The sequence below is a fragment of the Streptomyces sp. NPDC090798 genome, assembly GCF_044768965.1.
Taxonomy (GTDB): Bacteria; Actinomycetota; Actinomycetes; order Streptomycetales; family Streptomycetaceae; genus Streptomyces.
The window spans coordinates 53,539-76,390 of record NZ_JBIVXA010000018.1; the positions used below are offsets into that span (position 1 = coordinate 53,539).

20 protein-coding genes and 2 pseudogenes are annotated in these 22,852 nt (G+C 71.9%); 13 read left to right on the forward strand and 9 right to left on the reverse strand.

Annotated elements, in window-relative coordinates:
- Positions 1-229: 229 nt before the first annotated feature.
- Positions 230-1,222 (reverse strand): dTDP-glucose 4,6-dehydratase, encoded by a 993-nt coding sequence (gene rfbB, locus ACIQTP_RS32520; protein ID WP_403406719.1) that lies wholly within the window; start codon positions 1,220-1,222, stop codon positions 230-232.
- A 165-nt stretch (positions 1,223-1,387) separates the two neighbouring features.
- On the opposite strand from rfbB, the gene ACIQTP_RS32525 reads away from it, so the two are divergent.
- Both ACIQTP_RS32525 and ACIQTP_RS32530 read left to right on the forward strand, forming a co-directional pair.
- On the forward strand, positions 1,388-1,552 hold the full coding sequence (locus ACIQTP_RS32525; protein ID WP_403407013.1) for a helix-turn-helix domain-containing protein: 165 nt from the start codon (positions 1,388-1,390) through the stop codon (positions 1,550-1,552).
- Positions 1,482-2,057: pseudogene (locus ACIQTP_RS32530) on the forward strand (RNA-guided endonuclease TnpB family protein); the annotation flags it as partial. The gene ACIQTP_RS32525 and the pseudogene ACIQTP_RS32530, both read left to right, overlap by 71 nt.
- 29 nt (positions 2,058-2,086) lie before the next feature.
- On the opposite strand, the gene ACIQTP_RS32535 reads toward ACIQTP_RS32530, so the two are convergent.
- Positions 2,087-3,154 carry a glucose-1-phosphate thymidylyltransferase gene (locus tag ACIQTP_RS32535; RefSeq protein WP_403406722.1) on the reverse strand — a complete coding sequence of 356 codons (1,068 nt, stop codon included), beginning with the start codon at positions 3,152-3,154 and terminating at the stop codon, positions 2,087-2,089.
- 166 nt (positions 3,155-3,320) lie between these two features.
- Between ACIQTP_RS32535 and ACIQTP_RS32540 the strand changes: the two genes are divergently transcribed.
- Entirely contained in the window at positions 3,321-3,743 is a 423-nt protein-coding gene (locus ACIQTP_RS32540; protein WP_067383410.1) for an ester cyclase, read from the forward strand.
- Positions 3,744-3,901: 158 nt separating this feature from the next.
- Here the strand turns inward: ACIQTP_RS32540 and ACIQTP_RS32545 are convergent, their stop codons facing one another.
- On the reverse strand, positions 3,902-4,906 hold the full coding sequence (locus ACIQTP_RS32545; RefSeq protein WP_403406725.1) for a Gfo/Idh/MocA family protein: 1,005 nt from the start codon (positions 4,904-4,906) through the stop codon (positions 3,902-3,904).
- Positions 4,903-6,303 (reverse strand): NDP-hexose 2,3-dehydratase family protein, encoded by a 1,401-nt coding sequence (locus ACIQTP_RS32550; protein WP_403406728.1) that lies wholly within the window; start codon positions 6,301-6,303, stop codon positions 4,903-4,905. Before ACIQTP_RS32550 ends, ACIQTP_RS32545 begins: the two co-directional genes overlap by 4 nt.
- A 194-nt stretch (positions 6,304-6,497) precedes the next feature.
- Between ACIQTP_RS32550 and ACIQTP_RS32555 the strand changes: the two genes are divergently transcribed.
- The 6 genes from ACIQTP_RS32555 (at position 6,498) to ACIQTP_RS32580 (ending at position 13,958) form a co-directional block, all read left to right on the forward strand.
- The gene (locus tag ACIQTP_RS32555) at positions 6,498-7,682 is read left to right on the forward strand and encodes a glycosyltransferase (protein ID WP_403406731.1); all 1,185 of its coding nucleotides are present in this window, start codon (positions 6,498-6,500) and stop codon (positions 7,680-7,682) included.
- A 1,510-nt stretch (positions 7,683-9,192) separates the two neighbouring features.
- Complete coding sequence (locus ACIQTP_RS32560; protein WP_403406734.1) at positions 9,193-9,855, forward strand: hydrolase; 663 nt, start codon at positions 9,193-9,195, stop codon at positions 9,853-9,855.
- Between the two features lie 314 nt (positions 9,856-10,169).
- Complete coding sequence (locus ACIQTP_RS32565) at positions 10,170-10,856, forward strand: YoaK family protein (protein WP_403406737.1); 687 nt, start codon at positions 10,170-10,172, stop codon at positions 10,854-10,856.
- Between the two features lie 87 nt (positions 10,857-10,943).
- Positions 10,944-12,833, forward strand: coding sequence for an amidohydrolase (locus ACIQTP_RS32570; RefSeq protein ID WP_403406740.1), 1,890 nt, complete (start codon positions 10,944-10,946; stop codon positions 12,831-12,833).
- 57 nt (positions 12,834-12,890) lie between these two features.
- Positions 12,891-13,385, forward strand: coding sequence for a DoxX family protein (locus ACIQTP_RS32575; protein WP_403406743.1), 495 nt, complete (start codon positions 12,891-12,893; stop codon positions 13,383-13,385).
- Between the two features lie 42 nt (positions 13,386-13,427).
- Positions 13,428-13,958, forward strand: a complete 531-nt coding sequence (locus ACIQTP_RS32580; RefSeq protein WP_403406746.1) for a MarR family winged helix-turn-helix transcriptional regulator — start codon at positions 13,428-13,430, stop codon at positions 13,956-13,958.
- A gap of 76 nt (positions 13,959-14,034) precedes the next feature.
- Here ACIQTP_RS32580 and ACIQTP_RS32585 read toward each other — a convergent pair whose 3' ends face one another.
- Both ACIQTP_RS32585 and ACIQTP_RS32590 read right to left on the reverse strand, forming a co-directional pair.
- Positions 14,035-14,742: an IS5 family transposase gene (locus ACIQTP_RS32585; protein ID WP_403406749.1), complete on the reverse strand. Its 708-nt coding sequence runs from the start codon at positions 14,740-14,742 to the stop codon at positions 14,035-14,037.
- 23 nt (positions 14,743-14,765) lie between these two features.
- Entirely contained in the window at positions 14,766-16,391 is a 1,626-nt protein-coding gene (locus tag ACIQTP_RS32590) for a condensation domain-containing protein (protein ID WP_403406752.1), read from the reverse strand.
- A gap of 173 nt (positions 16,392-16,564) precedes the next feature.
- Between ACIQTP_RS32590 and ACIQTP_RS32595 the strand changes: the two genes are divergently transcribed.
- Positions 16,565-17,158, forward strand: a complete 594-nt coding sequence (locus tag ACIQTP_RS32595) for a TetR/AcrR family transcriptional regulator (protein ID WP_403406755.1) — start codon at positions 16,565-16,567, stop codon at positions 17,156-17,158.
- Between the two features lie 145 nt (positions 17,159-17,303).
- On the opposite strand, the gene ACIQTP_RS32600 is transcribed toward ACIQTP_RS32595, so the two are convergent.
- The gene (locus tag ACIQTP_RS32600; RefSeq protein WP_403406757.1) at positions 17,304-17,765 is read right to left on the reverse strand and encodes a DUF2871 domain-containing protein; all 462 of its coding nucleotides are present in this window, start codon (positions 17,763-17,765) and stop codon (positions 17,304-17,306) included.
- Between the two features lie 239 nt (positions 17,766-18,004).
- A complete protein-coding gene (locus ACIQTP_RS32605) occupies positions 18,005-19,186 on the reverse strand; it encodes an RNA-guided endonuclease InsQ/TnpB family protein (RefSeq protein WP_403406760.1) in 1,182 nt (393 codons plus the stop codon).
- Between the two features lie 166 nt (positions 19,187-19,352).
- Here ACIQTP_RS32605 and ACIQTP_RS32610 point away from each other — a divergent pair, with 166 nt between their 5' ends.
- Both ACIQTP_RS32610 and ACIQTP_RS32615 read left to right on the forward strand, forming a co-directional pair.
- Complete coding sequence (locus ACIQTP_RS32610; RefSeq protein WP_159055364.1) at positions 19,353-19,490, forward strand: hypothetical protein; 138 nt, start codon at positions 19,353-19,355, stop codon at positions 19,488-19,490.
- A 310-nt stretch (positions 19,491-19,800) separates the two neighbouring features.
- Positions 19,801-20,577 carry a hypothetical protein gene (locus tag ACIQTP_RS32615; protein WP_403406763.1) on the forward strand — a complete coding sequence of 259 codons (777 nt, stop codon included), beginning with the start codon at positions 19,801-19,803 and terminating at the stop codon, positions 20,575-20,577.
- A gap of 320 nt (positions 20,578-20,897) precedes the next feature.
- On the opposite strand, the gene ACIQTP_RS32620 is transcribed toward ACIQTP_RS32615, so the two are convergent.
- Positions 20,898-22,400, reverse strand: a complete 1,503-nt coding sequence (locus ACIQTP_RS32620; protein ID WP_403406766.1) for a condensation domain-containing protein — start codon at positions 22,398-22,400, stop codon at positions 20,898-20,900.
- 169 nt (positions 22,401-22,569) lie between these two features.
- Here ACIQTP_RS32620 and ACIQTP_RS32625 point away from each other — a divergent pair.
- Positions 22,570-22,768, forward strand: a pseudogene (locus ACIQTP_RS32625) (nitroreductase); the annotation flags it as partial.
- Positions 22,769-22,852: the final 84 nt, after the last annotated feature.

Consider the following 22,852-nt stretch of genomic DNA (forward strand, 5'->3'; position numbering starts at 1 on the left):
CGCCGAAGCCGACTCCGTCGAAGAGCAGGAAGTACTCGCCGAAGCCGACTCCGTCGAAGAGCAGGAAGTACTCGCCGAAGCCGACTCCGTCGAAGATGACGACGGCGCACCCGACCGTGACCACGAAGCCGACCAAGACCTCCTAGCCCTGACAGCCGGGGCACGTGACACGCCCGCGCCCCTGAGGCGTGGGCGTGTCTGCCGGAGCCTCAGAGCCGGTCGTGCGAACTCACAGGGCGGCCTTCTGCTTCAGGGGTTCCCACCAGGTGCGGTGGTCGCGGTACCAGGCGAAGGTCTCGGCCAGGCCCTGGGCGAAGTCCTTGCGGGGGCGGTAGCCGAGCTCGCGGGAGATCTTCGTGCAGTCCACCGAGTAGCGCAGGTCGTGGCCGAGCCGGTCGGGCACGTGCTCGACGCTGTCCCAGGTCGCCCCGGCGAGGTCGAGCAGCAGGGTGGTCAGTTCCTTGTTGCTCAGCTCGGTGCCGCCGCCGATGTTGTACACCTCGCCCGGCCGGCCTCCGGTACGCACCAGTTCCAGGCCCTGCACGTGGTCGTCGATGTGCAGCCAGTCCCGGACGTTGAGCCCCTCCCCGTACAGCGGGACGCGGTGTCCGTCGAGGAGGTTGGTGACGAACAGGGGGATGACCTTCTCGGGGAAGTGGTGGTGGCCGTAGTTGTTGGAGCAGCGGGTCACCCGGACGTCCAGGCCGTGGGTGCGGTGGTAGGAGAGGGCCACCAGGTCGGAGGAGGCCTTGGAGGCGGCGTAGGGGGAGTTGGGGCGCAGCGGGTCGCTCTCGGGCCAGGAGCCCTCGGCCAGGGAGCCGTAGACCTCGTCGGTGGAGACGTGCAGGAAGCGGGCCGGGCCGCCGGGCCGGCGCAGCGCGGCGTCCAGCAGGGTCTGGGTGCCCAGCACGTTGGTGGTGATGAACTCGGCGGCGCCGAGGATGGAGCGGTCGACGTGGGACTCCGCGGCGAAGTGCACGATCTGCTCGTGGCCGGCGACGAGTTCGGCCACGAGGCGGGTGTCGCAGATGTCGCCGTGCACGAAGCGGAAGCCGGGGTGGGAGCGGACCGGGTCGAGGTTGGCGGGGTTGCCGGCGTAGGTGAGCTTGTCCAGGACGGTGATTTCGACGTCGCCGGGGCCTGCCGGGCCGAGCAGGGTGCGTACGTAGTGCGAGCCGATGAACCCCGCTCCGCCGGTGACGAGGATGCGTGTGGTGGTCATCTGATCCCTCCGTGGATACTCCGCTCTTCAGGGCGGAGAGGAAACGGACTCCTGCGGAGCCGGGCGAGGGGCTGTGATTCGCCGCCGGGACGGATCGCAGGGCCCTGACCCGCAGGTGGCCTTTACGGATAGCCGTACTAGTTTGTGAGCGTGACCACGAACCACGTGAAGCGGGCGTTCAAGTACCGCTTCCACCCGACCCATGCGCAGGCGGCCGAACTGTCGCGCACGTTCGGGTGCGTGCGGAAGGTCTACAACCCGCCACGAGCGCCGGGACCGTGCCGCTCTGGCCAAGGCCCAGCGCAACCTTGCCCGCAAGGCCAGGGGTGAGAGCGCCAATCGCAGGAAGGCCCGGCTCAAGGTCGCGAAGATCCACGCGCGGATCGCCGACCGCCGCCGCGACACGCCGCACAAGCTGACCACTCGGCTCGTTCGTGAAAACCGAACGATCGTGATCGAGGACTCGACCGTGCGCAACATGGTCAAAAACCGGACCCTGGCCCGCGCCATCAGCGACGCGGCATGGGCGCAGTTCCGGGGCCTTCTGGAGTACAAGGCCGCCTGGTACGGGCGGGAAGTGATCGCGGTGGACCGCTTCTTCCCCTCGTCCAAGCTGTGCTCCCACCGCGGCACCTTGCAGGAGAAGATGCCGCTCAGCGTCCGTACCTGGACGTGTGACTGCGCAACGACCCACGACCGGGACGTGAACGCGGCGAAGAACCTTCTGGCTGCCGGGCTGGCAGTGTCCGCGTGTGGAGCTGGTGTAAGACCTCAACGGAGAACTCCGGGCGGGCAGTCGGCGACGAAGCACGAACCCTCACGGCGCGAGCCGTGAGAATTCCCCTCGTTGACGAGAGGGAGAAGTCAAGACGATATCTGCACCTTGCTGTGGTCCCCGAGGATGAGCCGGTGGGCGGCGGGGATCCGGGGTGCGGGGGTCACCTCCACGTTGCGTCCGATGATGGAGGCCTCCACGCGGCGGGCGCCGCGCACCGAGGAGCCGTCCAGGACGATGGAGAACTCGATCTCGCTGTCGGTGATGCGGCAGTCGGGGGCGATGGAGGTGAACGGGCCGACGTAGGAGCCGGTGATCACGCTGCCGGTGCCGATGACGGCCGGGCCCACGATGCGTGAGCCGCTCACCCGGGCGCCCTCGTCGATCCGCACCCGGCCGATGATCTCGCTGGCGTCGTCGACGTCGCCCTCGATGTGCGGCTCGGTGTGCTCCAGGACGGAGCGGTTGACCTCCAGCATGTCGCCGACGTTGCCGGTGTCCTTCCAGTAGCCGGAGATCGTCGTGGAGCGCACGTCGCGCTGCTGGTCGATGAGCCACTGCAGGGCGTGGGTGATCTCCAGTTCGCCGCGCCAGGAGGGCGTGATGGCGCGGACGGCCTCGTGCACGGCCGGGGTGAACAGGTAGACGCCGACCAGCGCGAGGTCGCTCTTGGGGGCCTCGGGCTTCTCCTCCAGCCCTATGACCCGTCCGTCCGCGCCGAATTCGGCGACCCCGAACTGGCGCGGGTCGGGGACCTGGGTGAGCAGGATCTGGGCGGCGGGCCGCTGCGCGCGGAAGGCGTCGACGAGGTCGGAGATGCCGCCCACGATGAAGTTGTCGCCCAGGTACATGACGAAGTCGTCGTCGGCGAGGAAGTCGCGGGCGATGAGGACGGCGTGGGCCAGGCCCAGCGGCGCGTTCTGGGGGATGTAGGTGACGGTGAGGCCGAACTTGGAGCCGTCGCCGACGGCTTGCATGATCTCGTCGGCGGTGTCCCCGACGACGATCCCGACCTCGGTGATGCCCGCGTCCGCGATCGCTTCCAGGCCGTAGAAGAGCACCGGCTTGTTGGCCACGGGCACCAGCTGCTTGGCGGATGTGTGGGTGAGGGGGCGCAGGCGGGTTCCGGCCCCGCCGGAGAGTACGAGAGCCTTCATGAAGGGGAGGCTAGGAGCGGGCACTTGAGCCGGGATGGGGGATGGGCCGCGCCCACAGGCCCCCTCCAGGGCGGCTCGAGAGGCGGTGGGGATCCTCGGGTGACACGGCGGGGCGGGCGGCTGCGCCTGCCCGCTTCGGTGACGCGAGCCCAGGAAGGCTTGAGGCATGGCAGACAACCACCGTGAACTCGTCCAGCGCTTCGTCGACATGATCAACGCTCATGACGTGAGCACCATGAGCGAGCACACCGCGCCCGGGCACATCGACCACAACCCGGTCGTGGAGGACGGTATCGAGGCGAACACGGCGTTCTGGGAGCAGATCTTCGCCGCGTTCCCCGATGTCAAGGTCGTCACCCACGACCTGGTCGTGGAGGGGGACCGCATCGCCGGGCGTTTCGAGTACTCGGGCACCCACCAGGGCACGTTCTTCGGTGTCGAGGCCACCGGGCGGCCGCTGAACTTCCAGTCGATCGACTTCTGGCGGGTCGAGGACGGGCTGCTGGCCGAGCACTGGGACCAGCTGGACATGGCGGGGCTGTTCCGCCAGCTCGGCGTCGACATCCACGCCGGACAGGACGGCCGGTAGCCGTCGTCGGGCGCGGGGGGGGGGGGGGGGGGGGGGGGGGGGGGGGGGGGGGCGGCGGGGGCGCGGGGGGCGGGGGGGGGCGGGCGGCGCCCGCCCCCCCCCCCCCCCCCCCCCCCCCCCCCCCCCCCCCCCCGCCCGTGAGCCCGTCCGCGTGTCGTCTATACGGGGCCGGGGTGGGCCGCGGCCTGTTCGACGGCGTCGACGAGCCGGGCGTGGGCGAGGAGGGCCTCGGTGTGCGGGGTGAAGTCCTCGCCGTCGAGGACGGCGTGGGCGAAGACGCCCGCGATGTTGGTGAAGTGGGCGTCCGGTGCGAGGCGGATCTCGCGGACGGCGCCGCCGCGTTCGACGTGCAGCACGGGGACGTGCTCGTCGGGGGTGCTGAAGGCGCGTTCCAGGCGCAGCCGTCCCTGGCTGCCCCACAGGTCGTAGCCGCTGCGGTAGGCGTGCTCGACACCGTAGGCGAGCTGGGCGGTGGCCCCGCCGGCGGCGGTCAGCAGGGCGCCGCCCGCGGGCGCCGGACCGTGCGCGGTGGCGGGGCTCACGTGGGCGCCGGCCACCCGCAGGCGCGGGCCGAGGAAGAGCTGGGCGGCGCGCAGCGGATAGGCGGCGACCTCGGGCAGGGTGCTGGCCCGCCGCAGGGTGCCGTCGGCGTCGCGGCGCAGCGGGATGCCGAACTCGGAGCCGAACAGGCGCAGTTCGCCGATCAGCCCGTCGTCGAGCAGCTGTCGGACGCGGGCGTGCTGGGAGTGGTGGAGGAACATGAAACTCTCCATCAGCAGCAGGCCGCGCTCGCGGGCGAGGGACACCGCCTTGTCCGCGTCCGCGAGGCGGGCGGCGAACGGCTTCTCGCACAGCACGTGCTTGCCGGCCTGAAGGGCCCGCAGGGTCCACTCCACGTGCAGTTCGGGCGGCAGCGGCAGGTAGACGGCGTCCACGTCGTCGCGCTCCAGCAGCCCGGCGTAGCCGGCCACCGGCGTGCCGCCGAATTGGCCGGTGAACGCCCGCGCCTTCGCGAGGCTGCGGCTGGCGATCGCGCTCACCTCGACGAGCGGCTGGCGGGCCATCGAGGGCAGCATGCGCCGCTCGGCGATGTCCGCGCAGCCCAGCACCCCGATCCGCAGCACCGGCCCGCCCGCTCCTGCTGTGCGCTCGGGCCCGTTCACCGGGCGTACGCCCCGCCGCGGGCCCAGGCCGCGCGCAGCCCGGTCAGCAGCGTACGGGCCTCGATGTTCAGGTAGTTGCTGTGCCGCAGCAGCGCGGACAGCTGGCCGGCGGTCACCCACAGGAAGTCCCCGGGTACGTCGACGGGGAACTCGCCGCCCACCTCCATCAGGACGTAGCGGTTGCCGGCGTGGTGGAAGCGGCCGCCCTCCTCGGACTGCACGGTGTCGTACAGCAGCGTGGCGGGATCGGCGCGCAGGACGAGGTCGAGGTAGCGGGGCCGGCGGGGCAGCGGCAGGGTCAGGGCGCGGCCGGGCTGGCACTGCACGGTGGGGCCGAGCTCCGCCACGTCCAGCACACCCGCCTCGGAGCGGGCGTGGGCGAGCAGGTGCGGCACGCCGCCGATGCGGCGCACCACGAACGCCGACAGGCCCTGTTCGGCCGGCGCGAGCAGGGGCTGGGTCCAGCGGGTGACCTCGCGGTTGGCGGCGGCCACGGACGCGGCGATGACGGTGAAGTGGTGGCCGCTGTCGTGGGCGATCGCGTCCTCGGTGCGCCGCCAGCCCTGCACGGCGGCCAGCGGCATGCTGGTCTGCACGAGCTCCCGGTGGGCCTTGATCTCGGTGAGCCGGTTGAGGAGGTGTTCCATGCTGTGCAGCGGAGGTCCCTCGTCGGCGTACGAGGGGATCAGCGACAGCACGGTGCGGGCGTCCATGTTGACCACGTTCGACTCGCGCAGCAGCTGGTGGATCTGGCCGAGGGTCAGCCAGACGAAGTCCTCGTGCGCGGGGACGTGGCCGAGGGCCTCGACCACCATGTTCCGGTTGCGTTTGCGCAGGAACCAGGAGCCCTGTTCGGACTGCAGGGAGTCGAACAGCACGCGGGAGGCGGTCCGCGGCGGGGCGAAGTACTCGATGTAGTTCACCCGGGCGCCCTTGTGCACGCCGGTGTAGTTGCTGCGGGTGGCCTGCACGGTGGGGGACAGCTGCACGGTCTCGAGGTTGCCGGGTTCCATCTTGGCCTGCATCAGGCAGTGCAGGACGCCGTCGAACTCCTTGACGACGATGCCCAGGATGCCGATCTCGGGCTGGTTGATGATCGGCTGCGACCAGGACGCGGCGTGCCCCTCCCACTCGGCGCGCACCTGCAGGCCCTCCACGGAGAAGAACCGGCCGCTGTCATGCACGAGGTTGCCGGTGGAGTCCGAAAAGCGCCAGCCGACCAGGTCGCGGAAGGGGATGCGCCGCACCTCGTAGCGGTTGGTGCGGCGCTGTTCGGCGAACCATTCGCGGAAGACCGGATTGGGCGTCACCGGGCTGTCCAGGGTCTGGGCCGACAGCGTGAAGCGCCGCCCCGGAGGGGTGAGGGTGCCCGGGGGCACCGCCTGGGTGATGGTCATCAGTCGTGACTCCTTCGCCGTGTGCCGCGCGCCCAGGGCCAGGCCGCCGCCACGACGATCCGCCAGGGCGATCGGCCGTGACTGGAGAGCGCCTCGAAACGCCCCGCACGCCCGCTCGAACCCCCTCGCCTGCCGCTGCTATGCCTCCTGTCACTGCTAGACAAAGGGTGGGGGCGTCCCTACCGTGGGGCGGTATGAGAATCCTCTTTGCCAGCGCGGGCAACTTCGGGCACGTGTATCCCCTGCTTCCCTTGGCGAAGGCCGCGCGCGCCGCGGGCCACGAGGTCGCCTTCGCCACCGGCGAGCAGCTGCACCCGGCCCTGCGGGCGGCCGGCCTCGAGCCGGTGGCGGCGGGCCGCTCGGTTCCCGAGGCGTTCATGGAAGCAGTACGCGGCAGTGCCGGCCTCGAACACGGCGAGGGCGACGGCGACCTGGGCGCCCAGGACGTGCCGCCCGAGGTACTGGCCGACCTGCATGTGAAGGTGTTCGGCTCGGTGCTGCCCCGCTGGGTGGCCGCCGACCTCGCCCCCGTCCTGGCCGGCGGGAGCTTCGACCTCGTCGTCTACGAGGCGCTCAACCCCGGCGCCGCCTTCGCCGCGCACCTGGCGGGCGTGCCCGCCGTCGCGCACGGCGTGGGCGTGATGGCGATGGGCCCCGAGGAGGCCCGCATCCAGGAGGAACTGCTGGCCACCGCCGCCGACCTGGGCGTGCGCGTGCCCGGCGGCCAGCTGCTGGCCCTGGCCCGCACCTACATCGACATCTGCCCGCCCTCCCTGCAGGACCGCGGCTTCCTGGCCGCCCCGCTGCCCCGGATCGAGCAGCGCCCCGTCGCCTACGGCGTGCCGGGCGAACTGCCCGCGGCCATCCGGGACGCGGACGGCCCCTTCGTCTACCTGACCCTGGGCACCGCGCTGGGCTCGGTGGACGTCCTGCGCACGGTCATCGAGGGGCTGCTGCCGCTCGAGGTGCCGGTCCTGGTGGCCACCGGCCCGGTGGTGGACGTCGCCGACCTGGGCGAACTGCCCGAGCGGGTGGTGGCGGCCGCGTGGGTGGCCCAGCCCGAGGCACTGAAGCGGGCGGCCCTGGTCGTCCAGCACGGCGGCGCCGGCACCACCCTGGCCGCGCTCGCGGCCGGACTGCCCCAGCTGATCCTCCCGCAGGGCGCCGACGGACCCGCCAACGCCGCCGCCGTACGCGACGCCGGCGCGGGCGAGGTGGTCTACGCCGCCGACCTGACGGCCGGCGCGGTCACCGCACAGGCCCGCCGCATCCTGGGCGACGAGACCTACCGCGACGCCGCCCGCAAGGTCGCCACCGAGATCGCCTCCATGCCCGCCCCCACCGAAACCGCCACCCGCCTCCCACAGTTCACGACCTGACCCCGGCCCGGGTAACTGCCCCCGGCCTGCGAGTGCCCGACCTCGGCCCCGGGTACCGGCCCTCCGGCCGGGCGTGTCTGGTCCGGGTGTCCGGGTGTCTGGCCCTGGCCTGCGGGTGTCCGACCTCGGTCCCGGCTGCCGGTCCTCCGGCCGGGCGTGTCTGGTCCCGGTCTCCGGGTGTCTGGCCCTGGCCTGCGGGTGTCCGACCTCGGTCCCGGGTGCCGGCCCCCCGGCCGGGCGCGCCTGGCCCCGGTCCTCGGGTGTCTGGCCCCGGTCTCCAGGTGTCTGGTTCCCGTCCCGGGGGCGGGACTCGGCTTCCGGCCGGGGGCCTGCGGACCGGGCTCCCGGCCGGGGCAAGGAGCCCGGGGTTCCTGGCCCCGCCTCCAGGGCGCTCACTGCCACCCCCGAGGGGTGACCCGTCCGTAGAAGGAGTGACTCGCCCTCCGCCGCAGGACCGACTCCCGCACACCGGGAGGGGACGGCTTCGCTCCCGGGAGCCATCCCCGCCCCGGGACCCTGGTCCGCCCCACCGAGCCCGCCTCGGGTGCGTATCCCGCCCAACCCCCGGAGGGACACGCACCCCGCCCCCCGGGCGCCGGCCCGCCGGCCGCCCGGGCACCGGCTCCGGTGCGCGCGTGCATTCCCCCGGCACGCGCGCACCGGACGCCCCCGCCGCCGTACGGACACGGCCGGCCCCCGCCGCCGTACGGCACGACGGCGGCGGGTACGGGACCGTCCGTCTTCAAACGGATCGCGCCCAGAGCCGGCCCGGGGTCGAAGGCCGGGGAGGCGTGCTGACCCGCATCGGCCCCATGCGGCAGTGGCGCCCGCCGACGCGGGGCTCATGTAAGCCGTAACCCAGCCCGGCCAGATCCACCCGTTGCCGGACGGGCTGCGTGCAACGGGAAAGTGCGAAGCGTGCCGGGGCCCGTTGGGAACCTCTCCGGTATCCCGTCCGGCAACTGTCCGCGCCCGCCAGGCGCCTGACGGCGTGTCCGCAGGTCACCACGCCGCCTTTCCGGGCGTGGCCGGGAGCCCGTGTCTCCCCAGTCCGGGTGGCCGAGCGCACCGGGTACGGCCGGCTGTCGTACGTGCGCACTCGGGAGGCATGGCGAGGGCCATCGGGTACGGGGGCGTTGGCGTCCGGGATGACGGGCCGGGCCGTGGGCCGGGGTCGGCGGATTGCTGGGGTGCGCCGAGAGCAAGTGCCTCGCCGTGGGCCCATGAGTCCGCGGGCGCGGAGTGACGCCCCTCACGTGACACACCTCCCATCTAGTTCACGATTCAACTTCTTGCGCGAAAACATCTCTCGTGGAAGGTTGATTGGTGTGAGCGTCCTACCCGGGGACGGGCCACCCGCCCCCGCGTGACACCCAAGGAGGCCGCGATGTCGGCATCCAAGAACCGACTGCAGGGACTGCTCGCACGGGTCGGCCGCCTCTTCGGCGGACCCGCCGGCAGACACGCCAGGCGTGTGTCCCTGCCTGCACCAGAAGAAAAGGAACCCATCATGTTCAACATCGCCAACGTCAAGGCCGCTCCCAGCCCGGACCTGCTGACTCCCGACAACTCGGTGATGCTGTTCGTCGACCACCAGCCGCAGATGTTCTTCGGTACCGGCAGTGGCGACCGCACTGCGATCGTCAATGCCACCGTTGGCCTGGCGAAGGCGGCCAAGGCGTTCGGCGTCCCGGTGGTGCTGACCACCGTGGCCGCCGAGTCGTTCTCCGGCCCGCTCCTGCCGCAGCTGGCAGAGGTCTTCCCGGGCGAGGAGATCGTCGACCGCACCACGATGAATGCCTGGGAGGACAACGCGGTCGTCGAGGCGATCAAGGCCACGGGCCGCAGGAAGATCATCATCTCGGGCCTTTGGACCGAGGTGTGCCTCGTGCTCCCGGTGCTGTCCGCGCTCGGGCAGGGCTATGAGGTGTACGTGGTGGCCGACGCCTCCGGCGGCATCAGCCCGCAGGCGCACGAGCACGCCATCGAGCGCATGGTCAGTGCCGGTGCTGTGCCGGTGACCTGGATCCAGGTGCTGCTCGAGCTGCAGCGCGACTGGGCCCGTGCCGAGACGTACCTCCCTGTCATGGAGATCGTCAAGGAGCACGGCGGCGCCTACGGTCTCGGCGTCGTCTACGCCCAGTCCGTCATCGGCGCCCACGCCGCGGGCTGACCGCTGGGCCGCCGGCCCGAGGGCGCTCCGCCCCGGGCCGGCGCCGGCCGGCCAAGCAGGACCTCGATGCGCCCGATGCTCGGGGTTTCAGCGGCGCAGAAATGATCCCGCGCCGCAGGGCGAACGCCACATATCGCAGGCAGGCGTCGAACTGCGCGCGAGTGGCCCGAACGCCTCGTCCGCGCGGCTGCCGGCCCGGGCGGCTGGGGCACTCGCGAAGATCCTGCCGCAGGGCGTCCAGCCGATACGTCGCACCACGTCTGCATGCGAGATCAACCCGAACCGGACAGGGGCTGCGGCCCAAGGGAACGACAGTGAACCTCAATCATTCCTCGGCACCTGGCGCGCCGGGTGGTCGTGAGCCGCTGCTGCCGGCGCTGATGACCGTGACGGCGGTGAGCGGCCTCATCGACGCGATCAGTTATCTGGGGCTGGGACACGTCTTCACCGCCAACATGACCGGCAACGTGGTCATCATAGGCTTCGCCGCGGTCGGCGTCCCCGGCTTCTCGGTGCTCGGCTCGGTGGTGTCGCTGGTCGCCTTCCTTCTCGGAGCCGGGGTCGCCGGTCGTCTGGAAACCGTTATGCGCCGCCGCACTTCGCCGGTTTGGCTGCGCTGGATTCTGGTGCTGGAAGTAGTGCTCCTGGCCACGGCTACCACTGTCGCCTTCACCGCGAGCCGTGCGGTCCATGTGCTCATCGCCCTGATCGCATTGGCTATGGGCCTGCGCAACGGGACGGTCCGCAAACTCGCCGTACCGGATGTGACCACGACGGTGCTGACACTCACGCTGACCGGGCTGGCCTCCGACTCGACTCTGGCAGGCGGTACCAATCCGCGTGTCGGCCGCCGATCGGCCTCGGTGCTGGCGATGCTGGCCGGCGCATTCGGGGGAGCCCTGCTCGTGCAGCACACGGGGCTTGGCTGGCCCCTGCTGGTCAGCACATTCGGTACCGCTGCCGCCGCCTTGGCCGTGCCGCGCGGCTCATCCTCCCGCTGACGCACCCCGGTCACGTCCCGCCCCGCTGCGGCCGCAGCAGCCGCCTCACCCCTCACACAGCTGAGCACCCCCCTGGAGATGATTTCCATGGCCACTATGCCTGTGGCTGGCCTCCCCCCTGTCAACGATGGTCACGTCGCCGACCTCGTGGTCCGCAACGCCAAGGTCTACACCGGCGACCCGGTGAACCCGCAGGCCGGCGCCGTCGCCATCAAAGACGGCAAGGTCACCGTGGTCGGTGACGACAAGGACGTCGCGGGCCTGATCAGCGCCCGCACCCGGGTGGTCGACGCGCTGGGCCGCCGGGTCATCCCCGGCCTCAACGATTCTCACCTCCACGTGATCCGCGGCGGCTTGAACTACGTCCTGGAACTGCGCTGGGACGGTGTGCCCACGTTGCGCCAGGCACTGGCGATGCTGCGCGAGCAGGCCGCCCGCACCCCCAAGGGGCAGTGGGTCAGGGTGGTGGGCGGATGGTCGGCGGACCAGTTCGCCGAGAAGCGCCTGCCGACCCTGGCCGAGCTGAACGCGGCCGCGCCGGACACACCCGTTTTCGTACTGCACCTGTACCAGTCCGCCCTGATGAACCGCGCGGCGCTGAAAGCGGCCGGCTACACCAAGGCCACCCCGGACCCCAGGGGCGGGCAGCTCGTGCGCGGCCGTGACGGCGAGCCGACCGGCATGCTGCTGGCCGCCCCCAGCGCGCTGATCCTCTACTCCACCCTTGCCGCGGCGCCGACCCTGCAGGGAGAGGACCTGAAGACCTCCACCCGGCACTTCCTTCGCGAGCTGAACCGGTTCGGTCTCACCTCGGCCATCGACGCTGCCGGCGGTTTTCAGAACTTCCCCGACAACTACGGCACCGTCATCGGCCTCGCCAAGGCCGGCCAGCTGTCGCTGCGCATCGCCTACCACCTCTTCCCGCAGACCGCGGGACAGGAGATCGACGACCTCAAGCGCTGGATGGGCATGGTCCACCCCGGGGACGGCGACGAGTGGCTCCGGCTCAACGGGGCCGGAGAGAACCTGACATGGTCGGCAGCCGACTTCGAGAACTTCACGGAGCCCCGGCCCGAACTGGCCGCCGGCTACGAGGGGGACTTTGAGCAGGCCGTGCGGCTGCTGATGGAGAACGGCTGGGGCTTCCGACTGCACGCCACCTACGACGAGACGATCCGCCGCGACCTCGCCGTCTTCGAGAAGCTCGCCGCCGAGGGTCTCTTCCCTGCCGGCAACCGCTGGCTGTTCGACCACGCGGAGACCGTCTCGGGCGACAGCCTCGACCGCATCGCCGCACTCGGCGGCGCCATGTCGATCCAGAACAGGATGTCCTTCCAGGGCGAGGCATTCGTGCGCCGCTATGGCGCCCAGGCCGCCGCAGAGGCACCGCCGGTGCGCGCCATGCTGGAGCGCGGCCTGACCGTCGGCGCCGGCACGGACGCCACCCGGGTGTCCTCCTACAACCCGTGGGTCGCGCTGCACTGGCTGGTCTCCGGCCGGACCGTCGGCGATCTGACGATCTATCCGCCGGACAACCGGGTCAGCCGCGAGACCGCACTGACCATGTACACCCAGGCCGGCGCCCAGCTCACCGGAGAGCAGGACGTCAAGGGCATCCTCAGGCCCGGCTTCTACGGCGACCTCGCCGTCCTGTCCGACGACTTCCTCACCGTCCCCGAGCAGGACATCCCGCACATCGAGTCCCTGCTGACCGTCACCGGCGGCCGCATCGTCTACGCCGCCGCCGAGTACGAGGGCCTGGACGAGGCGATACCGGCGATCAGCCCGGCATGGAGCCCGGTCGCCCACTACGGGGGCTACCAGGCCACCGTCAAGCCCAGCATCTCGGGCGCGCGACAGGCCGAACTGCTCGGCCAGGCCGTCGCCGAGTCCGAACAGCACCGGCACTGGCGCGCCCGGCGCGGCTTCGCCCCCGAGGCTCCGACCGAGATCTTCGACACCTGCTTCGTGCTGTAGCCCACCGCGACTCACCGCTGCTGCACCACCCACCCACCCACGCTTGAGGAGAGTGTGATGAACACCGGACTGCTCATCCTGAGACTGGCCGTCGGCCTGCTCTTCGTCGGGCATGGGATCCAGAAGGTCAGCCACCGCCTCGGAGGCCACGGCATCGAGGGTGGAGCGGCAGAGTTCCGGGCAGACGGATTCTGCGGCGGCCGGCTCACTGCGGCCGCCGCGGGAGGCGGACAGATAGCCGCGGGGCTGCTGCTGTGTGCAGGAGCGCTCACCCCCTTGGCGGCCACCATCGCAGGGGGAGTCATGACGGTCGCGGTCACGGTGAAGTGGCGCAACGGCCTCTGGGTGCAGAACAACGGCTACGAGTACCCGCTCATCCTGATGCTCCTGCCGGCCGTGCTCATGCTCACCGGACCCGGCCGCTGGTCGGTCGACCAGGCCATAGGTCTGCTTCCCTGGGCCCCATGGTGGGCAGCCGCGGCCGTCGGCCTCGGCGTTTTTAGTGGGCTGATGACCCGCGCCCTTCTCGCGCAGCCGGTCCCTCACCACTGAAGTGATCAGGAACATTCGCGCCACCTGCACGTTAGGACTGTTGTGGAGCGCGAAACGAGGGGTCGGCAGGGCGAGGAACCACCGCCCCCCGCCGACAGCGGCGACGACCGAGGTGTCGAGCAGGACATCGATCGTGAACTGCTCGACTGGTGGATGCTGGTGATGCAGGGCTTCCACGCCACACATGACTCCCTCGCGAGCGAGGTGACCGGTCGCTTCAACCTCGGCCCAGGCGCGGCCGAGGTCCTGGTGCGCTTGCTCAATGCCCCCAAGTACCGGATGCCGATGACACGCCTGGCACACGAGACACGTAAGTCCAGCGGCGGGTTCACCAAGGTCGGCGACCGGCTCTGCAACGCCGGTTTGACCCGCCGTATGACCTGCCAGGATGACCGGCGCCTCATCTACCTCGAACTGACCGACCAGGGTAAGGACATGGCCCGGGCCATCTCCCAGCTGGTGACGCAGATCATGCGCGCCCGAGTCCTCACCCCCCTCGGACGCGACGGGTTCGCCGAGCTCGCCGATGCCATGCGTGAACTGCGTGACGCCAACGACGATCTCGGGAAGTAACGGCGCGTTTGACGCATCACACGGTCCGCCCAGCAGGGCTCGCTGATCGGGGTATGGAGGGTCCGCCCCAACCTTCTTAGAAGGTACTGCCGCCTTCATCCTGTTGGTCGACCGGCCCGACAAGGGCCTCGCTGATCTCGCGCAGCTGGTCCACCCAACCGTGCTCCCGTGCGCGGTCCACCAGATGGGAGAGTCTGCTTGTCGATATCCCCATCCGCCGAGCCAACTTGGTCAGGCCCAGTTGCCCATCAGGAGCTTCCAGAAGAGGGCGTGCGCGGATGCTGTCGTGGCGTTGTCCTGACGTCACCAGGATCGCGAACGGGCGGCCCTTGCCGTCGCAGGCCAGGTGGATTTTGGTCGTCAGTCCGCCCCGGGATCGGCCGGGGGCGTGATCGTCCGGTTCGTCCGGCCGGTACTGCCCCCTTTTTCGGCCGGTCGCTGCGGCGTGCTGGTGAGCGCGGACGATGGTGGAGTCGATCTGCACCAGCCAGTCGATGTCCCCGGCCGCATCGGCGTGGGCCTGGATCTGCTGCGGGGCCCGGGTGAACACACCGTCCAGGGCGTAGCGGCGGAAGCGGGTGCAGACCGTTTTCCACGGTCCGCAGCGTTCCGGCAGGTCACGCCAGGAGATCCCGGTGCGGATCTTGTAGACCATGCTGTTGGTGACCTGCCGGTCCTCCACCCGCGGTCGGCCCGTTGCAGCCCGCGGTATCGGCGGAGCAAGTAACTCCCACTCCTGATCGGTGAGTTCATGGCGACGTAGCACACGACCGTGATCCACCATCCGATGATCTTTGAAGACGGACCCTAGGAGAGCGGCAGAGCGAGATCGCGCGCGCCGGCCGGGGCGGCCAGCAGGTCGTCGACCGGGGTGTGCGGGGACGCGGCCGTCAGCGCGGCCAGCGCGGCGCGCAGCTCGCCGGCCAGCCGCACGGCCCGCGTGCGGGAGAGCACCGCGGGGGCGAACTCCAGGCGCAGCAGCGGGTCTTCGCGCCAGCGCAGCACGCTCAGCGCGGCGTCCGCCGTGACGGCGCCCGCGTGCCCGTGGTGGAAACGCGCGCTCAAGTCGCCCGCCCGCACACGCGCGGGCAGCAGCTCGTCGCGGGCCGCGAACGTCACCGGTGTCAGGACGGGCCGGGAACGGTCCGGGCGCACCCCGAGCTCGCGCGCCAGCTCGGCGGTGTCGAGGTCCGCGCAGCCGAGGGCCTCGCTGAACGCGCAGGCGACCCCGCGCAGGAAGTAGTCGACGCCGCCCTCCAGTTCACAGCCCACCGGCACCGTCGCCGAGCACGGCGCGAGGGTGCCCAGCAGCGCCGCCGTGACGCGGCGCGGCACCTCGCAGCCCACCAGCAGCCGCTCCAGGCCCGCGCGCCGCCCCACGGCCAGCGCCCACGCCGCCAGCAGCACCGTGCCGTGCGGCACACCGGCCCGCCGGGCCGTCGCGTCGGCCGCGTCCCGCAGCCGCACGTCGAGGCCGACGTACAGCCGCTCGCCGCGGACATCGAACACGGCGGGCCGCGGCGCGCCCTCCGCCAGGTCCACAGCGGCCGGAAAGCCGCGCAGCCGCTCGGCCCGCTCGCCCGCCGCGCGCAGCCCGCCCGGCCGGGCGGCCACCGCGGCGCGCCCCGCCGTATCCGGCCCGGGACGCAACCCCCGCACCAGCGGGCGCCGGCGCACGGCACGGTCGTAGTCGGCGAGCAGTTCCTGCCACAGCAGCGCCGCCGACCAGCTGTCGGCCACCGCGTCGTGGTACACGAACGACAGCAGATGCGCACCCCCGGCCAGCCGGCTCAGGGCGAAGGCCAGCGGCGGCCGGCCCGGCCGGCCCACCAACTGCCGCGCCCGCGCGGCCAGATACCCGTGCACCGCCGCCACCGGGTCCCCGCCCCCGCCCCCGCCCGCTCCCGCCGCCTCCAGAGTGACCAGCGGCGGAGTACACGCGGCGAGAACCCGCCGCACCGGGCCGTGCGGCGTATCCGCGAACACGGTCCGCAGGCCCTCGTGCCGCGCACCGACAGCGGCGAGCACACGGCGCAGCGCGCCCGCGTCGAGCGGCCCGGCCAGCTCGGCGCTGAGCACCCGGCACACCGCACCGGCACCCGCCTCCCGCTCGGCGGCCAGCGCCGCCCGCTGCCCGGGCAGCAACGCCCGCACCGCGCCCGCGCCCGCGGGCGGTCCGGGCACCGCGGCCGGGACGGGCACGGCCCGGGCCAGTACGTCCGCCAGCGGGGCGGGCCCCAGCAGCTGTGCCAGGTCCACGGCCAGGCCCAGCTGCCGGCCGGCGCGCGCCTGCAGCCGCACGGCCTGCGTGAGGCCGCCGCCCAGCGTGATGAAGGGGGAACCCGCGGCCCCGGCCGGCAGGGTGCGCCGGTCGCAGCCGATGACGTCCGCGGCCAGGTCGAGCAGCTCCTCCAGGGGAGTCGGGGTCAGCATGGGGTGGCCCTCTCTGTGGGCAGTCGTGCCCCGATCCTGGCGCCCGTGCCTCGAAGACCGCTCGAACCCTCCCCGCACCGAGCCGCCGTTCCCGTACGGCAGCAGCAGATTTCAAAGGCAGGGACTCTATCACTGACAGCTGGATTTTCGCCGAAAGTGCTAAAGTTCGGTTCATGACGCCCCGAGAGCGACGCCTTCGCGAGCAGGCCCAGCGCCACCGGCTGATCCTCACCACAGCCCGTGAGATGGCCGAGTCCGAAGGCTGGGACTACGTCACCACACGGCGTCTGGCGGACCGTATCGAATACAGCCAGCCGGTGCTCTACCAGCACTTCAAGAACAAGGACGCCATCGTCCACGCGGTCGCCCTGGAAGGCTTCGCCGAACTCGCCGCCGCGCTGCGCACCGCCCGCGAGGAAGCCGGTGACCCGCAGGAGGCACTGGGCGCGGTCGCCCGCGCCTACGCCGACTTCGCCGAGCACGGACCGGTCCTCTACGAGGCCATGCTCACCCTCGACCCGGGCGAGGACACCACCGGGGCGGCCGGCACGCCGGCGCCGCTCGCGGACGTCCTCGCCGAGATCGGACAGGCCGTCGAGCCCGTCGCGGCCGGCCGCGACAGCGGGCTGCTCACGGAGGTCCTGTGGAGCGCCTGGCACGGCCAGGCCGCCCTCACCCGGGCGGGCCGCCTGCGCCCGGACCCGGCGCGCCGGCGGCTGGCCGCCCTGACCGACGCACTGCTGGGCCCGGCGGCCCAGCCCGTCTGACCCGGCGGGACCCGGCCCGTCCGGCCCCGAACAGCCGCCCGGCCCGCCCGGCCTGGGACAGCGGCCTCTCCGTCCGCCGGGACGGGCCGGACGTGTCGGGGCCGCAGCCGGTCCGGACTCCCGGACCGGACTGCCGACGGGACTCTCAGGCGGGGCTCTTGGCCGTCTCCTTCTCCTGCTCCGGCTCGGCGGGGCCCGCCCCGGCGGACTCGTTGAGCCGCTTGCCGAGGAGCACGAACAGCAGGATGAGTCCCACCGTGAGCAGGATGTGCCCGAGGCCCGCGGTCAGCGGCACCGCCTCGGGGACATGGTCGCCGAGCACGGTCTCGGTGCCGTGGACGAACATCATGGCGACGGTGATCGCGATGCCCACGTTGTAGAACCAGAAGAAGTACGTGAACAGCTTCGTCCCGGACAGGGCGAACTGCTTGTCCAGGGCGAGGACGATGAGGAATCCCATCATGCCCAGCGCGAGCAGATGGGTGTGCATGAGCGCCAGCTGGGTGTCGCCGGTGAAATCGTTGGCTTTGGTGAACTCCCGGTAATACAGCCCGGAGATCACTCCCAGGATCATGTAGACGTGTGCCGCGTAGTACGACTTCCGCATCCCCGTGCTCGCTCCCTGCCGGTCAGTGCTGGTCAATTCAGGCTCTGCCGGGGGCCATTGAAGCACTCCGGAACGAACGCTTCGCCCGATTCGGGAGATCGTTCGAGCCACTCTCGAGCAGGTCTCGAGGACCCCTGCGACGCCCCGGGGCAGGCTGGGGCGTCGAGGTTCGTCCACCAAAGCCCACGCAGACGAAAGGCAACCGCTTGACTTCTCCCCTTCCTGAAGGAGGGGGATTCTTACGGCTCGCGCCGTGAGGGTTTCTGCTTCGTCGCCGACTGCCCGTCCGGAGTACTCCGTTGAGGTCTTACACCCGCTCCACAGACTGTCACCGCCAGCCCGGCGGCCAGAAGGTTGTGCGCCGCGTGCACGTCGCGGTCGTGGGTCATGCCGCAGGCGCACGTCCAGGTGCGGACGTTCAGCGGCATCTTGTCCCGCAGGGTGCCGCAGGCGGAGCACAGCTTGGAGGAGGGGAACCACCGGTCGATGGCGATCACCTCGCGCCCGTACCAGACGGCCTTGTACTCCAGCATGCTCCTGAACTCACTCCATGCTGCGTCACTGATGGCGCGGGCGAGCTTGTGGTTTTTGACCAGATTGCGCACGGTCAGGTCCTCGATCACGATCGTTCGGTTTTCACGAACGAGCCGAGTGGTGATCTTGTGCGACGTGTCGCGGCGCCGGTCAGCGATCCGCGCGTGGATCTTCGCGACCTTCAGCCGGGCCCTGGCCCGGTTCGCCGAGCCCTTTTCCTTCTTCGCGAGACGACGCTGCTCCTTGGCCGGAGCGGCACGGTCACGGCGCTCGTGCCGGGGGTTGGTGATCTTCTCTCCGGTCGAGAGGGTCAGGAGACGCTCCAGCCCGGCGTCGATGCCGACCGCATTCCCCCTCGCGGACAGCGGCTTGACGCCGGGGTCGTCGCACAGCGGGGAGACGAACCAGCGGCCCGCCGCGTCCTGCGAGACGGTCACGGTGGAGGGGGCCATGCCCTCGGGCAGCGGTCTCGACCACACGACGGCCAGCGGTTCGGTCATCTTCGCCAGTGTCAGCGCTCCGCCGCGGAAGCGGAATGCGCTGGTGGTGTACTCCGCGCTCCTGCGCGTCTTCTTCCGCGACTTGAACCGCGGGTACCTGGCCCGTTTGCCGAAGAAATGGGTGAACGCCGTCTGCAGGTGCCGCGGCGTCTGCTGGAGGGGGACCGAGGACACCTCGTTCAGGTACGCGAGTTCCTCGGTCTTCTTCCACGCCGTCAGCATCGCGGAGGTGGCGTTGTGGTTGACCCGCTCCTGACGGGTCACCCACGCCTGGGTACGGGCGGCGAGCGCCAGGTGGTAGACCTTCCGCACGCACCCGAACGTGCGCGACAGCTCCGCTGCCTGCGCATCCGTCGGATAGAAGCGGTACTTGAACGCCCGCTTCACGTGAGTGCTCAGAACTCACAAACTATCGCATCAACTCCTGACTATCTGCGGGTAGTTGGCCGCGAACGACGATCCGCCCTGGCAGCGGATCGTCTTTCCCTGCCCTGCTCCGCAGGAGTCCGTTTACCCTCCGCCCTGAAGGGCGGAGTATCCATGGAGGGATCAGATGAGGCACTCCCGTACGGTCGCGGCCGTCGCCGCGGTCACCGGACTCTTCCTGGCCGCCGCGGGCGCGGCGAGCGCACAGGTCACACCCGGACCCGTCACCCCGCCGTCCCCCAAGGATCCGGAAGAGGCCGTTTGACGCACCTCTGCAGTGCCTGCGGCGGCCCGGCGTCCCGCTGCCGCCGGCGGCCCGGGGCCTGAACGTCGTCCTTCCCTCCCTGCCGTCGTGCTGAGGGAAGGTCACGGACACGCCCTGACGGGTACGGCGGCCGGGGGACGGACACTCCTGCGAGCCGGTGGCCCAGCGGCGTTGGCCCGCGCACCGGAGAACCGAACGTGCCGCTCTCCGCCCGGGGCCGCACCCTGACAAGGTGTCAGGGTCGGCTCAGGGTGGGGGTAGGGGTGTCACCGATGGTGGTCGGCGGGCGGTGGACAGCAGGCTGATGACCATGCCGAACACCACTGCCGATCAGCCCCGCTTCCCTCTCGCCCGCCGCGCCGCGGTCTCCTTCGCGGGTGTCGTTGCCCTGACGGGGCTTGCGGGGGCGTACACGCCGAGCTTCGCGTACGCCGAGCCGCCCGCCCCCGCCGACAGAGCTGCCGTCGCGCAGCCCGCGGCTGATTTCGGCGACTGTCCGGCCCTCCCCGCCGGGGTCGACCCGGCCCGCTGGAGATGCGAAGTGCACACGGCCGCACCGCGGTTGACGGTGGGCAAGGTCACCGTGGCTCTCGCCCCGATCACCATGACGCACGCCGAGGGTCCGCTCCCGGACGGCGCCAACGGGCAGGTGTGGGGTGCGATGCACAGCGCGCCGACCGCCGTCGCGGGCGGGGTGTCCGGTACGGCGCAAGGTGAGCGCGCGCGGCGGCCGAGGCTGGCGATTCAGCCGGAGTACGGCGGCCGGTCCGACTTCTACACCGGGCAGTTCAGCCTGCGATTCAGGCTGATGAGCCCGCGGTTGCCGCAGGGCTGCACCATCGGCGCCGGTGCACCGGTCGACTTCCGGCTGAAGCGATCGGGCCCTTCGCAGTGGATCTCCACGAACCCGCCGCTGATCAGGTTCTCGGCGTACGACGACACCTTCGCCGCTCCTGCCGCTGAAGACTGCGGGCCGATGGCCGGACCGCTCAACCGGCAGCTCGGGCTCCCGGCGCCGAGCGGGAACCTGATGACTTACGACGCGACCTACACCTTCAGGACCTATGACCAGCTCCCGGCGCGCTGAGGGGCGGCACGAGACGCATACGGTCTTCGAACACTGCGCCTGGTGACGTGCCGGAACGAGTGGTCGTCGGGGTGTGCGCCGCCCTGCGAGCCGGCTCCCTGCGTGTCCGAAAGGCGCGCTTTGGCAGCACAAAAGGCGGAGAGCCATTGTGGAAACCATGGAAACCGGACCAGTTCCGCAGGTTTCCGATTATGGCGGGCAGCGTGCTGACGTGATCGTAGGGGCAGCCGGCCGGCTGTTCTTCGCGCCGGACCGAGCCCGCCCCCGGAGGACCGGGCTCGGCCCCGCCCCGGAATCGCAGGCCGGAGAGCCGTTCGGGCTCACCCGGCCACCGGCACCGGCACCGCGGGTGCGGTCTGGCGGGCGGGGGAGAGGGTGGTGTGTTCCCGGGTCCCGGCCGGGGCGAGCGGCGGCCGCGCCCCGCCGCCCAGCCGGCTCAGCGCGGCGGCGGGGGCGTCAAGGGCGGCCTCCAGCAGGGCGGTCAGCTGCCCGGTCAGACGGGCGGCGGCCGTCTCGCCGACGGCGTCGTACTGGTAGGCGGCGGTGACGGCGATGCCCGCGGGCGCGCCGGCCGGCGTGTGCCGTTCGGTCAGGATCAGGCCGAGGGCCGCGGCCCGCAGCGGGAGCAGGGGCGGGGCCGCCCGCACGGTGAGCCCGGCCGCCTCGTACGCCTCGCCGCTGTCCGCCAGGACGCTCAGCGCGATGCCGCCGGGCCGGGCCAGCGCCGCGGCGCCGGCGCGGTAGGCGGCGAGGTCCGCGGCGCGCACCCGGCGCAGCAGCGCGGTGAAGGCCGGGTCGCCGGAGGTGTCCACGGACAGGGCCAGCACCCGCCCGTAGGGGCCCACGGCCCGGCGCAGGGCGGCGCTGTCACGGGCCGGCACCGGCGCGGCCACGGTGATGGCGGGGCCCGCGCCGAGCCGGGTGAGCAGGGCCGCGAGCGCGGTGTGCACCACCATGAACAGGGTGGCGCCCTGCGTGGCGGCCAGATGGGCCAGCCGCTGGTGCAGGCCGGCGTCCCAGTCGAGGGCGAGGCGGCCGACGCGGGCGTCGGCCGGGGCGGGCCGGCTGCCCGGCGGCACGGTGGGCGCCAGGTCGCCGGCCCTCGCCCGGGGCGCCGCCTCGGGCACCGGGCCCTCCCAGCGCGGCGCCCGGCCCGCGGCCCGTGCCCGGTAGGCCAGGGCGAGTTCGGCGGCCAGCGGGGTGTGCGACCACAGGTCGACCAGGTCGGCCGGGAGGGTGAGCTCCAGCAGGTGGTCCCCGGCGGCCAGGGCGCGCAGCCGGGTGCCGGCCGAGCCCAGCCGGCTGTTGCGCAGCGCCCCGTGACGGCGCCCCACGTCTCCCAGCGCCTCCTGCAGCGCCCCTGCGTTCAGCGCCCCGCGCAGCCGCAGCGGCAGGACCGCGCTGCCCTCCCCGTCGAGTGCCCCGTCGAGCGCCCCGGCGGGCCCGGTGGCGGCGGCCGGCCGCTCGCCGGCTGCCGCGGCGAAACGGGCCGGGGTGGGCGCCTCGCGCAGGGCGCGGTCGTCCAGGCCGGCGCCCAGCACCCGGCGGGCCCGGGCCAGCAGCCGGGCCGCGGCCGCGGGATGCCCGCCGATGCGGAAGAAGTCGGAGTCGGCGTGGACGGTACGCCGCGGCACGCCGACCGCCTCGGCGAACAGGTCGCGGACGATCTCCTGCAGGGGAGTGCCGGGCGGTTCGGCGCCGGACGCGGGCGGCGCGGCGTGCTCGGCCTCGCCGTTGCCGCCTGCGCCCCTCGGCAGAGCGGGCAACGCCGTCAGCGCGGAGAGGACCATGCGGTCGGGCGGCTTGGGACCGGAGAGTGACATCGCGGCTCGCTCCTTCGACAGCGGCTACAGAGGAAGGCTTGGCAAAACCTTGCCAAGATCCTGGCAACGGGAACCTGAGGGGCCGTCTCGAACCACTGGAGCCGCGGTGGCGCCGCCCGGGGCTTCTCCGGCTGGTACGGCACCCCGGCGTGAGGCGACAGGGCCGCGGCGCGCCGGAGGGCTGCACAGCTGCACGCGGATGGCGTGGGCGAAGTACCGCAAGACCGTCGCGGAGGTCCTGTTCACCCCCGGACGAGCTCATCCTCTTCTGCGGCATGCCGATCGGGTTCGAGGACGTCACGGTGGGTTGCACCCGTACGGGCCGGGCGCCGCTCGACGAGACGGTCACGTTCGTCGGTGGTTGCTGACACCGCCCGCCCCCGGCCGGTCGAAGCGCCGCTTCTCGCCGGGTTCACGTAGCGGTTTATATGCCATATTCCAGACATGCTCTC

Coding starts and splice junctions, on each gene's coding strand:
- rfbB (WP_403406719.1), bottom strand. CDS start 1,222: ATGACCACCACACGCATCCTCGTCACCGGCGGAGCGGGGTTCATCGGC.
- ACIQTP_RS32535 (WP_403406722.1), bottom strand. CDS start 3,154: ATGAAGGCTCTCGTACTCTCCGGCGGGGCCGGAACCCGCCTGCGCCCC.
- ACIQTP_RS32540 (WP_067383410.1), top strand. CDS start 3,321: ATGGCAGACAACCACCGTGAACTCGTCCAGCGCTTCGTCGACATGATC.
- ACIQTP_RS32550 (WP_403406728.1), bottom strand. CDS start 6,303: ATGACCATCACCCAGGCGGTGCCCCCGGGCACCCTCACCCCTCCGGGG.
- ACIQTP_RS32555 (WP_403406731.1), top strand. CDS start 6,498: ATGAGAATCCTCTTTGCCAGCGCGGGCAACTTCGGGCACGTGTATCCC.
- ACIQTP_RS32560 (WP_403406734.1), top strand. CDS start 9,193: ATGTTCAACATCGCCAACGTCAAGGCCGCTCCCAGCCCGGACCTGCTG.
- ACIQTP_RS32570 (WP_403406740.1), top strand. CDS start 10,944: ATGGCCACTATGCCTGTGGCTGGCCTCCCCCCTGTCAACGATGGTCAC.
- ACIQTP_RS32575 (WP_403406743.1), top strand. CDS start 12,891: ATGAACACCGGACTGCTCATCCTGAGACTGGCCGTCGGCCTGCTCTTC.
- ACIQTP_RS32585 (WP_403406749.1), bottom strand. CDS start 14,742: ATGGTGGATCACGGTCGTGTGCTACGTCGCCATGAACTCACCGATCAG.
- ACIQTP_RS32590 (WP_403406752.1), bottom strand. CDS start 16,391: ATGCTGACCCCGACTCCCCTGGAGGAGCTGCTCGACCTGGCCGCGGAC.
- ACIQTP_RS32595 (WP_403406755.1), top strand. CDS start 16,565: ATGACGCCCCGAGAGCGACGCCTTCGCGAGCAGGCCCAGCGCCACCGG.
- ACIQTP_RS32600 (WP_403406757.1), bottom strand. CDS start 17,765: ATGCGGAAGTCGTACTACGCGGCACACGTCTACATGATCCTGGGAGTG.
- ACIQTP_RS32610 (WP_159055364.1), top strand. CDS start 19,353: ATGAGGCACTCCCGTACGGTCGCGGCCGTCGCCGCGGTCACCGGACTC.
- ACIQTP_RS32615 (WP_403406763.1), top strand. CDS start 19,801: ATGCCGAACACCACTGCCGATCAGCCCCGCTTCCCTCTCGCCCGCCGC.
- ACIQTP_RS32620 (WP_403406766.1), bottom strand. CDS start 22,400: ATGTCACTCTCCGGTCCCAAGCCGCCCGACCGCATGGTCCTCTCCGCG.